A 10799-nucleotide genomic window follows, 5' to 3' on the forward strand; every position below is an offset into this window, starting at 1 on the left:
CTTCTTTCAGAAAGTAATGATTATTAGTATACCACTAACTGAAAATGGTTAAGGAAGAGTCGGGTAACGGCAACGAGTAAGCCATCATAACAGGTTGTTACTGAAAATAGTCTAAAATCATCTAATTAAGCGTGACGTTAGCAGTAATGATAAGTACTTAACGGCGATGTTTCATGTGAAACAATCGCCCAAAACGACAGTCGAACACACGTTCACTGTGGTAAAATAAGACTAATTTAACGAGAAGGAAAGGTGCGGACAACATGACCCTGCAGTTTGTAATTGGCAAAGCAGCGTGGACCATCAGGCAACGCTCTTGGCGGCGTTATCGAAGGCGAATCTCGATCACCCTGATGATCAGTTTTACTACCTCGTCCCGAATCACATTAAGTTTGAATCAGAAGTTCAGGTACTTGATCGGTTAGCAACTTTAGCTGGCAGTCATGAAACGGCTTATGCGCAATCAGCCGTTCAAGTGCTGTCACTGACCCGGTTGGCCTGGTTTTTCATGAAGGATGAACCCGCCTATCAGTTACCACGAATCTCCGAAGCGGGCTTGAACATGTTGGTGTATCAGGCAATTTTAGATCATCAAAACGAACTGCGGTTGTTCAGCGGTGAAGCGGATCGACCGGGCTTTATCAGTTTGCTGACCCGTCAATTATTGGAGTTGAAGACGGGGCAAGTCAGTGTGACTGATTTGACCCAGGTTGCCGAAAAGCTAACGGGGAGTAGTGCAGATCTGGATGCCAAACTCCACGATTTGGTGCTAATCTACGATAGTTTTGAAACGGCGATGATGAACAAATACGTGGCGAATACGGATCTATTGAACCAATTAAGCGGGTATTTGGAAAACGTGGATCTGTCACACGCGCACTTTTACTTTGACGGGTTTTCGCAAAATCAATTCTCGGCGCAGGAAATGAAGCTGCTGACGACGTTGATGCAGCGGGCGGCGGAAGTCAAGATCGCGCTGATTTTAGATCACGGCACACCAACGATGGACGACGTTTCGACCCAGAGTCTGTTTTACCAGCCGCTCGCACTTACACGCGGGTTTACCAAACGGCTCGAGCGCTACAAGTGCCGGTACTGACTGACGTGGTCGCGACTCAGCCTCGAGTGTCCGCAGATTTACAGCGAGTAGAATCGTTCTGGCAGGTGTTAGCGGGTGGTGAACAAGCCCAGCCAGCAGCACCGTTAGCTGACCCGAAGTCGGTGACGATTATTCAAGCCGATAACCGGTACGCCGAAGTGGCGCGGGTGGCGGCGATGATTCGTCAACTAGTGACCCAAGAGGGGTACCGTTACCGGGACTTCTTGATTTTGACGCGGCATTTGGACAGCTATGAAAACATCTTGGCGCCGATTATGAACGCGCAGGAGATTCCCTACTTTAGTGACGTGCAACAATCGATGGTGGACCACCCGTTAGTTGAGCTGATCACGGCGTTGTTTGAAATCAAACGACGGCACTTCCAGTACGCTGACGTGATGCGGTTACTCAAGACGGAGTTGCTGTTGCCAAAGACGTGGTCGGTTGCTGATTTTCGAGAAGCACTGTTTAAAACCGAAAACTGGGTGTTAAAACTGGGTTGTCAAGGATCTAAGTGGACGCAAAAGGAACCGTGGCCTTACGCCCGGCTCCAAACGGATGACTTGGGCACGCAAACGGATGCGGACCAAGCGGTGAGTGCCCAAATCAACGGCATCCACGATTTCGTTCGCGAAACGTTAGTCCCGTTTTACCGGCAACTTGATCGCGTGAAAAACGGTCGGGAAGCTGCTAAAGTGCTGGTGACCTTTTTGACGAAGGCGGGGGTCGTTGACCAGTTGATTGCTTGGCGGGACGCTGCAATTGAAGCTGGTGACCTCGTGCAAGCCGGCCAACCCGAACAAACTTGGCAGACTTTTTGCGACCTATTAGATGAATACGTGACGATTTTAGGTGACCGGATCTTCTCCGAACCGGACTTCTTAGCGCTACTTCAAGCCGGTTTTGCGGGGGCAAACTATTCCCAAATTCCGTCAACGTTGGATCAAGTGACGATCTCTGAAAGTGGGATCATCCAGATGAATAACCGGAAAATCACGTTTATGATCGGCGCAACGGATAAGGTAATGCCGGATACGACGTTGCCAACCCATCTATTGAACGATCAAGACCGGCAGAAACTCGAATTACCGGAGGGGGCTTACCTGAACGATGGCGGTATTTTGACCCTTCAAGGCGAACCCTATCTGAACTACTTGGCGCTGATGACGGCGAGTGACCGGTTAGTCTTCACCTTCCCAATGAACGCGGGGGATGATGCGCAAAATCAGTTGAGTCCTTACGTGGACCGGTTGCGCGAGCAGTTCCAGATTCCAATCGTTGACCACACCGCAACCCCAGATGTGACAACGGATGATCTGCAGCCCTATCTGGGGGCCCGGCGAGCAACGTTACGACACCTGGTTCAGGTCAGCAATGCGAGCCGTGAACACAGTCAGCCACTGAGCCTGGCCTGGCAGTACGTTTACCAGCAACTCCGTACGGATCCGTTGACGGATAAATTGCTGGGCAGTATCGCTTACCGTAACGAACCGGGAAAGCTGAACGAAGACATTGTGACCGGCTTATATGGCACAACAATCGATAGTTCCATTTCCAAGCTGGAAGAGTTCTACCGAAACCAGTACGCCTATTTCTTAAAATACGGCCTCAAACTCCGCGAACGAGACGAGTTTGAACTGTCACCAGCTAACACCGGTGAGTTCTTCCACGCGGCGTTGGATATGCTGATGAAGCGGGTCAATGCCGAACACATTGACCTTGCTAACCTGGACGACCAACAACGGTTCCAGTTAGTGGATGAAGTCACGCAGGTCATTTTAAACGATCCGCATAACTTACAGTACGCGGTGCTGAACAGTAGCGCACGGATGCAGTACATCAAGAGTCAGTTGATCGCGGTCATTCAGCAAATGGCGAACACGTTCCAGCAACAAAGTCGTTATACGCCGATGCGGGCCAAGAAGACGGAAGTGCTGTTTGGACACGTGGGAAGTGAAAGTGGCTTACCGGCCTTGGAATTCGATCTCGATGATCGACGTAAGATTCGGGTTCGCGGGAAAATCGACCGGGTGGATACCATGCAGTTGCCGAACAACGAGTACGTGGGCATCGTGGATTATAAATCAAGTGAACGCAAAGTTGAATTCGACCAAATCTACGAGGGCCTTGCGATGCAGATGATGACCTACCTCGACGTGGTGCAGCGCAACATGGCACTGTTGACGGACGATGATCAAGCGCAGTTGGCGGGAGCGGTGTACCTGCATTTGCAGAATCCACGGTTCAAGCCCAATGAGTTTGAGCAGGACATGGTGGCGGCACTGTTGAAGAAGGAACGCTATACTGGCGTGTTGGTGTCGGATGAACAACTGTTGCATGAATTGGAACCAGAGTTAAAGGCGGGGGAAGAGGCTCGGGTTTATTCATTCAAATTTAATCAGGGTGGCGGTCTGAGAAAGGGGAATTCATTAGTCACCCGCGACCAGTTAGAAGACCTCTTACGCTATACCGAATATAAGATCCAAGAAGCGGGCAAGGACATCTTTGCCGGCCAGATTCAACTGAATCCATTCAAACAATCGGATCAAAAAACCGCGTTAACGAACTCGCCATACAAATCGATTATGCAGTTCGACCCGATGTTGCCGGAGAATAATTATCATTTGTTGACGTCAACAACGAATAAGGAAGCTGTTTTAAAACTGATTCAAGAAAAACTACAAGCGGAGGCGAACCATAATGGAGTACACTGACAGTCAACAACAAGTGCTAAACACTCACGGCACGAACCTATTAGTGTCTGCCTCAGCAGGTTCTGGTAAGACGCGGGTACTGGTCGACCGGGTGATCAATATGGTGCTGGCACACGAAAGCTTAGAACACCTGTTGATCGTGACGTTTACCCGGGCGGCGGCTAAGGAAATGAAGGATCGAATCGAAACGGCGTTGCACAAGCAGATCAGCAAGGCAAATGCGGAGGAACAACGGTATCTGAGTCGCCAATTGGCGGTGTTACCAGTGGCGTCGATCAGTACGCTGGATGCCTTTTGTCAACAAATCGTTGAACGGTATTACTACTTGATCGATTTGGATCCGGTTTTCCGTATTTTAGGTGATCAAGCTGAGAGTGCGTTACTGCGGGAATCGGTTTGGCAAGACGTGCGGGAACAGCTCTATCAAGATGATACGAACGATGCTTTTAAGCGGTTAGTGATGAACTTTTCTAACGACCGGTCCGATGACGGGTTAACTGACGTGGTCGATCAGGTGTTTAACTTTATGGGGTCGAAGCCCGATCCCAAAGCGTGGTTGCAGCACCTGGCTGACCCTTACGCGGTGAAGGGGAGCTTGATGCGGACACCAATCGTTCAAGAACAACTGATGCCGTTGATTCAAGCCCAATTGCAGGAGATTGCAACGGAATTGCAGGCAGCGGCTGATTTGGCGGAACAAGCGCAGGTTAAAAAAGCGAGTGATTACATTGCAACGTTGATGGATCAACTGGCAACGCTTGATTTGACGAGTTATGGCTGGAATGAGTTCCGGGCGAATGTGGCTGCGTTTAACTGGCCACACCTACCATCAATTGGAAAAAAGGCCGATGATTATGAAGCTTACATGGCAATTAAGCCAAGCTACGTGGCACACCGGAACAACGCCAAAAAAGCGCTAGAATCAATTCCGGAGCTCATGCCATTGCCAGAACAAGAAACCGTTGCGGCAATGCGCGATAGTGGCGACCTCGTGCGAACGTTAGCGGAAGTGGTGGACCGGTTTGCGACGGCTTACCACCAAGAAAAGCAACGCCGGCACGTCTGGGAATTTAGTGATATCGAGCACTTTGCGCTACAGATTTTACAAGCGGACTCACCGGCAGCGGAAGCTGTGCGTCAACAACTCTCCAAGGACTACCACGAAATTATGGTGGACGAATATCAGGATACCAACGAACTGCAAGAAGCCATTGTGACCACTTTGGCTCACGATGATCCCGGCAACCTCTTCATGGTGGGGGACATCAAACAGTCGATCTACCGGTTCCGGTTAGCCGAACCAAAACTGTTTTTAGACAAATTCAACCGGTACCGCGCCGACGAAACTGCCGGCACCGAAATCACGTTAGCCGAAAACTTTCGCTCCATGAAGAATGTCGACGACTTTACCAACCTGATTTTCACCCAGATCATGGATCAACAGTTGGGCCAAATCAGTTATCAGGGGAGTGCTAAGTTAGCTTACGGGGACATTTACCCGGATGACCTAGACGGTGTTGCGACCGATGTGGCATCATTACTGATTTATGACACGGCCGCCCCAAGTAGTCGTGGGAAGAACGAAACCCCAAGTGGCGATGCCGGGCAGGTGACCCTAGTTGCCCAAAAGATTCAGCAACTGATTCGTGACAAAACTGAGATCTGGGATCGGAAAACTAGCAAAAAGCGTCCAATGACCTACCAAGATATCGCGATCCTCTCATCATCTAAGGGGAGTAACCTTGAGATTCAAGACCAGTTCGGTCGCGCCGATATTCCGGTGCAGATCAACGATGCGCAGAGCTACTTCAAGACGACTGAAGTTCAGATCATGATGTCGTTGTTACAAGTGATCGATAATCCCTACCAGGATATTCCGCTGGTGGCGGTCCTGCGATCACCAATCGTTGGACTGAACGAAAATGAACTGGCGTACCTCCGAATTACGGATAAGCGGGATGACTATTACACCGCGGTGCAGTATTTTATCGCCCATTACGCAAAATACGCGGATAATTCGTATGCCGAAGCGTTGCGGCCAAAGATCCAACGCTTCTTAGAACAGTTGACCACGTTCCAGACGGTGGCGCGGCAGCAATCGTTAGCCACGTTGATTTGGCAGATCTACCAAACGACTGGCTTCTTGGACTACGTTGGCGGGATGCCGGCTGGGGCGCAACGGCAAGCCAACCTGCATGCCCTGTATGAACGAGCAGCGGACTACGAACAAAACGGGTTTAAGGCTTATTCCAGTTCGTCCGGTTTATTCAACGGATGCAACGTAACGACCAGGACTTGGCCGAAGCGAAAACTAAGGCGACTACGGATGCTGTTCGGGTGATGACGATTCACGGCAGCAAGGGACTTGAATTCCCGGTAGTCTTCTTATTGAACGCCTCCAAACAGTTCAACATGCGGGATTTAAATGCCAAGGCGGTTCTTAACAACCAGCTAGGCATCGGGATCGACTACTTCGACCAGCAAAACCGAGTCACAGCACCGACGTTGCCGAAAATTATTTTAAAAACGGCCACGAAGAAGGAATCGCTGGCCGAAGAAATGCGGAAGCTCTACGTTGCGTTAACGCGGGCCGAACAGCGACTCTACATTGTCGGTGCATGCAAGGATCAGGAGAAGAAGCTGCAAGCCTGGTCCGCCGCTAATCAGGAATCAACGTTAGTGTTAAATCCGATGTTGCGGGAGAAAACCACCAACTACTTAGATTGGATCGGGTTAGCGCTCATGCGGCATCCTCAGTTTGATGCGGCTGACCATGAGGTGTTGCCAGCTTTGGCTTCAGATGAAACCAAGTTTGACATCACTTTCTATTCAGCAGACGATCTCGCTGAAATGGGACCACAGAAGAATCCGGAAGCGGGTGCGCAGTGGTTGGCTAACCTCAAACAGCAGGTTGAAACGACGGATTACGCCACGGTCGATGTTGATCAGATCAACCAAGTACTGAACTTTAACTACGGCTACAAAGCTGAGACCCAGACCACGGCGTACCAGTCAGTTTCCGAAATGAAGCGCTTGTTCGAAGACCCTGATGTGGCCCAACTCGGCCGTTATCAACCAACGTTGACGGTATCACAGGGGAACCGGTACGTGACTCGTGAATTTGCCCAACCTGCCTTTCTGCAAACGGTGACGGCGCCAACCCCGACCGAAATTGGGACGGCGACCCACCTTGTGTTGCAGAAACTGGATCTGACGCAACCGGTAACAACGGATGCTATTGACCAGTTAATTGATACATTGGTGACGAATCAGGTCATGACCGCCGCAGTAGGTGAGAAGATTGACCGAGAAAACATCACCCGGTTGATCGACAGCGACTTTGGTCAACAGTTAGTAGCTCATGCGCAAGCGGACCATCGCGAGACACCGTTCTCGCTGTTGTTGCCCGCCCACGATGTCTTTGAAACGGTCCAAGATGAGACCGCCAAGATTCTGATTCATGGGATCATTGACGGCTACTTCATTGATGACCAAGGTGAGGTGACGCTGTTTGATTACAAGACGGACTACGTTGCCGATGGTGACGCTGGCATTGAGAAGATCAAGGACCGGTATGCGGGTCAGTTGAACCTGTATGCGCTGGCGTTGTCGAAGATGTTGGATCGGCCAGTTGCGCACCGGTATTTGTATTTGTTGTCGGTGGGCCAGTTAGTCGAAATTTAAGCAATCAAAAATACGATGATCGCCCAAGTAGCAGTCATCGTATTTTTTGATGGGATCATTAAAGCTGAACCAACATGCCCAACACGCCAATCATAAAAATCGCAACAATGAGGAGCGGTAGGGTGGTTTTCAGATCTAACCGGTGGTCGTGGCGAATCTGATAAATACTGATGGCGATTAAAACAATGACGCCAACGGTAAATAAAAGGCCAAGTTTCAGTTGAACGCGAATGTCAGCAGGGGTCATCATGTACCTCCAATCGGTTATTTGATCAGTAACTGGTAAGCGAAACGCTTAGCGCGCGAGGCATGCATGTAGACCGTTCCCCGGTGCGTAAAGCCGTTGCTTGTGATGACGTGTTGCATACCTAGGTTGTCCGGATGCGTATCAATGCGGATGTCACGGTAGCCGAGGCTACTAGCGATGGTCAAAAGGCCGCTCATCAGGTTACGTGAGAGATGCTGACCTCGAAATTGACTGGAAACCGCAATTCGGTGGATGGCAGCGTAACGCGCTTCAGTGCCGTTTACCCAGCTGCCGTCCTCAATTGACAAGTAGTCGACATCGATGCCTTGGTGGAGCGCAGCGGTCCCAACGACCTGATCGTCAACACTCAGGACGTAGGTGATGCCGTCATCAATATCCTGCGTTAAATCAGCAGCGGCGGGGTAGCCGTCCTGCCATTGGTCGATGCCTTGAGCCTTTAAGTAGGCTTTCGCATCGGTGATAATTGCGGTAATTGCAGGCAGGTCAGCTGGTACGGCCCGTCGAAGGTAAGTTGTTGTGATAACGATCACTCCCTAAGTGGTATATTAATAACAAAATCGTCTAAGTGGTAGTTTACCACGAAATGACGGGAGGAGGATATCCATGGAGTACGAAGCAATCCGATTGGCAACGTTTATCGAACGTCCCAACCGCTTCATCGCTATCTGTGAGCTTGAAGGGGAGCGGGTGACGGTGCACGTTAAAAATACCGGCCGGGGAAAAGAGCTCTTTCATCCCGCGTTCAGGTCGCACTAAATTATCAACCGAAGCCAACACGAAAAACAGCTTATGATTTGGTGGCGATTCAAAAAGCAGGTCACTGGATCAACATTGATAGTCAGGCACCGAATCAGATAGTGAAGGAAGCTCAAGCGAACGGGACACTGGTTTTGCCGGGAATTGGTCAGTTACCAGAGTTGCAGTCGGAAGTAGTGTATCATGATTCCCGATTGGATTTCTGTGGTCAAACAGCTCAGGGCGAGACCTGTTGGATCGAAGTTAAAGGGGTGACCTTAGAAAACGAGGGCATCGCGGCGTTCCCGGATGCACCAACTGTTCGCGCGGTTAAGCACGTCAATGAGTTGATTCGAGCAGTGAAGGCGGGCGACCAAGCGGTGTTACTGTTTGTAGTTCAACTCGACTTTGTTCAAACGATGACCATTTATCGTGAACGGGCGCCGAAGTTGGCGGCAGCGATTGAAGATGCGCTTGCTGCGGGCGTTCAGGTGGTTGCGCTTGATTGCGAAGTCACACCAGCAACGTTGAAGCTGCGGCAACCAGTGACGGTTGATTTAACAGCGCCATTCCATGAAAGTGCCGAGTAATCAAAAATACGGTGATTGCCTAATGCTGGCAGTCACCGTATTTTGATTATTGTGAATGAGACTAGTTAGGTCGGTGTAGCGACATAGCGATGCCCATGCCACCGCCAATGCAGATACCAGCAACGCCGGTTTCTAACTGACTACGGTGCAACTCGTGAACAAGGGTCGTCACGATCCGGGCACCAGACGCACCAACGGGATGGCCCAGCGCAATGGCGCCACCGTTAACGTTTAAACGGTCATCAGGAATCTTAAGGTCCCGGGCAACGGCAACTGATTGGGCCGCAAAGGCTTCGTTTAACTCAAAGCGGTCAATGTCGGTGATTTGCCGGTCTTGTTGGCTGAGCAGGTTAGAGATAGCGTAGTAGGCGCATAGCCCATAATTTCAGGGGCGATTCCCACTTCTTGATAGCCATCTAAAACGGCGAGGTAGGTCAACCCAGCGTTATCCGCAGCTACTTTATCCATTAAAACTAACATGCTAGCACCGTCATTAAGACCAGCGGCGTTTCCGGCAGTGACAGTTCCGTTAGTCTGAAAGGCCGGGCGAAGGTGTCCTAAAGCGGCCATAGAAGTGTCTGGCCGAATGGGTTCGTCTTGGGTCATGGTAACGGGGGCCTTGCCGGGAAGCTCAATGGGGACTAACTCGTCGTCAAATTTACCAGCTTGAGTGGCTGCAACGGCATTTTGATGAGAACGGAGTGCAAAGGCGTCCTGATCTTCGCGAGAAACGTGAAATTGTTCAGCCACGTTCTCAGCGGTGATCCCCATCGGTTTTTGTGAAAATGCATCGCGAAGGCCATCGTGTTCAAGCCCATCGAGGACTTTCGTTTCACCATATTGACGACCACGGCGCATATCAGGTAATAGGTAGGGAACGTTTGACATACTTTCTGTCCCCCCAACGAGGACGGTGGTGGCATCGCCCAACATAATAGCGGTTTGAGCTAACCGAATGGCTTTAATACCTGAACCACAGACTTGATTAACGGTCATTGCGGTACTGGTGACGGAAAGTCCGCTATTAAGGGCGACCTGGCGCGCAACGTTTTGGCCCGACCCAGCCTGAAGAACGTTGCCGATGATGGCTTGGTCAATAGTATCGGCAGCAATATGTGCCCGATCGATTGCTGCTTTAGCTGCAATCGTGCCAAGATCAACTGCAGAAAAAGGTGCGAGTGAGCGTCCCATTTTGCCAATAGGTGTTCGAACAGCACTTAAAACGACAACTTCATTCATATTTTTAATTCCTCTTTATTTCAGATTACCTCGCTAAGGATACATGATTTAAAAGGAAAAGTCTTGTTTGGCGCGGTAATCTAAGGATAATTTTAGTTTTTCTTTCATTATAGGAAGCGCGTTTAGGGTGATCAAAGAATGGCGACTGTAATTCAGTTGTTAGTAAGTCCGCGATTAGCTGATTTCGTGAGATTTCATAAAATACCAAAAAATGAAAATAATAGTTGACCAAGCAATGATATCTTGGTATAGTTATTTCTGTTGTCGCGAGCGGCAAGAACGATGTGGACCAATTAAGAATTTAAATATTCGTTGTTGACATCAGTTGCTTAAGATGATATATTAGTAAAGTTGCTTCAGCCGATAACGAACTTGCTTGAAACGTTGATTTTAAAAAGTTCTGGTTGACAACTTGAACAAGATTTGATACAATTTAAGAGTTGATTCAAAAAGAATTAACTTGGTAGACC

At 49.7% G+C, this 10799-nt stretch carries 8 protein-coding genes and 1 pseudogene; 6 read left to right on the top strand and 3 right to left on the bottom strand.

Annotated features, from left to right (window positions below; translation table 11 throughout):
* The first annotated feature begins 295 nt into the window (after positions 1–295).
* Genes JCM2765_RS18015 through JCM2765_RS18025 form a run of 4 tightly spaced genes read left to right on the top strand, consistent with a single transcriptional unit; the run spans position 296 to position 7497 of the window.
* Positions 296–1099, top strand: a complete 804-nt coding sequence (locus JCM2765_RS18015; protein ID WP_225352008.1) for a PD-(D/E)XK nuclease family protein — start codon at positions 296–298, stop codon at positions 1097–1099.
* On the top strand, positions 1087–3813 hold the full coding sequence (locus JCM2765_RS06310; RefSeq protein WP_225352009.1) for a PD-(D/E)XK nuclease family protein: 2727 nt from the start codon (positions 1087–1089) through the stop codon (positions 3811–3813). The genes JCM2765_RS18015 and JCM2765_RS06310 overlap by 13 nt, the downstream gene beginning before the upstream one ends.
* Complete coding sequence (addA, locus tag JCM2765_RS18020) at positions 3800–6154, top strand: helicase-exonuclease AddAB subunit AddA (protein WP_225352010.1); 2355 nt, start codon at positions 3800–3802, stop codon at positions 6152–6154. Before JCM2765_RS06310 ends, addA begins: the two co-directional genes overlap by 14 nt.
* Positions 6088–7497, top strand: a complete 1410-nt coding sequence (locus JCM2765_RS18025; RefSeq protein ID WP_263849330.1) for a 3'-5' exonuclease — start codon at positions 6088–6090, stop codon at positions 7495–7497. The genes addA and JCM2765_RS18025 overlap by 67 nt, the downstream gene beginning before the upstream one ends.
* A gap of 58 nt (positions 7498–7555) precedes the next feature.
* Here the strand turns inward: JCM2765_RS18025 and JCM2765_RS06320 are convergent, their stop codons facing one another.
* Positions 7556–7747, bottom strand: a complete 192-nt coding sequence (locus JCM2765_RS06320; protein WP_156301697.1) for a hypothetical protein — start codon at positions 7745–7747, stop codon at positions 7556–7558.
* Positions 7748–7761: 14 nt separating this feature from the next.
* A complete protein-coding gene (locus JCM2765_RS06325) occupies positions 7762–8286 on the bottom strand; it encodes a GNAT family N-acetyltransferase (RefSeq protein WP_054735080.1) in 525 nt (174 codons plus the stop codon).
* Between the two features lie 82 nt (positions 8287–8368).
* On the opposite strand from JCM2765_RS06325, the gene JCM2765_RS18030 reads away from it, so the two are divergent.
* Both JCM2765_RS18030 and JCM2765_RS06330 read left to right on the top strand, forming a co-directional pair.
* The gene (locus JCM2765_RS18030) at positions 8369–8521 is read left to right on the top strand and encodes a hypothetical protein (RefSeq protein WP_263849331.1); all 153 of its coding nucleotides are present in this window, start codon (positions 8369–8371) and stop codon (positions 8519–8521) included.
* Positions 8522–8562: 41 nt separating this feature from the next.
* Complete coding sequence (locus tag JCM2765_RS06330) at positions 8563–9090, top strand: DNA/RNA nuclease SfsA (protein WP_263849332.1); 528 nt, start codon at positions 8563–8565, stop codon at positions 9088–9090.
* A gap of 61 nt (positions 9091–9151) precedes the next feature.
* Here the strand turns inward: JCM2765_RS06330 and JCM2765_RS06335 are convergent.
* Positions 9152–10329: pseudogene (locus JCM2765_RS06335) on the bottom strand (thiolase family protein).
* Positions 10330–10799: the final 470 nt, after the last annotated feature.

Origin of the sequence: Secundilactobacillus similis DSM 23365 = JCM 2765 (assembly GCF_001311075.1) — a bacterium.
In the GTDB taxonomy this organism is placed as follows: domain Bacteria; phylum Bacillota; class Bacilli; order Lactobacillales; family Lactobacillaceae; genus Secundilactobacillus; species Secundilactobacillus similis.

What these genes read in the sequence shown, in the direction of transcription:
- JCM2765_RS06320 (WP_156301697.1), bottom strand. Translation starts at nt 7,747, where the DNA reads ATGATGACCCCTGCTGACATTCGCGTTCAACTGAAACTTGGCCTTTTA.
- JCM2765_RS18025 (WP_263849330.1), top strand. Translation starts at nt 6,088, where the DNA reads ATGCAACGTAACGACCAGGACTTGGCCGAAGCGAAAACTAAGGCGACT.
- JCM2765_RS18030 (WP_263849331.1), top strand. Translation starts at nt 8,369, where the DNA reads ATGGAGTACGAAGCAATCCGATTGGCAACGTTTATCGAACGTCCCAAC.
- addA (WP_225352010.1), top strand. Translation starts at nt 3,800, where the DNA reads ATGGAGTACACTGACAGTCAACAACAAGTGCTAAACACTCACGGCACG.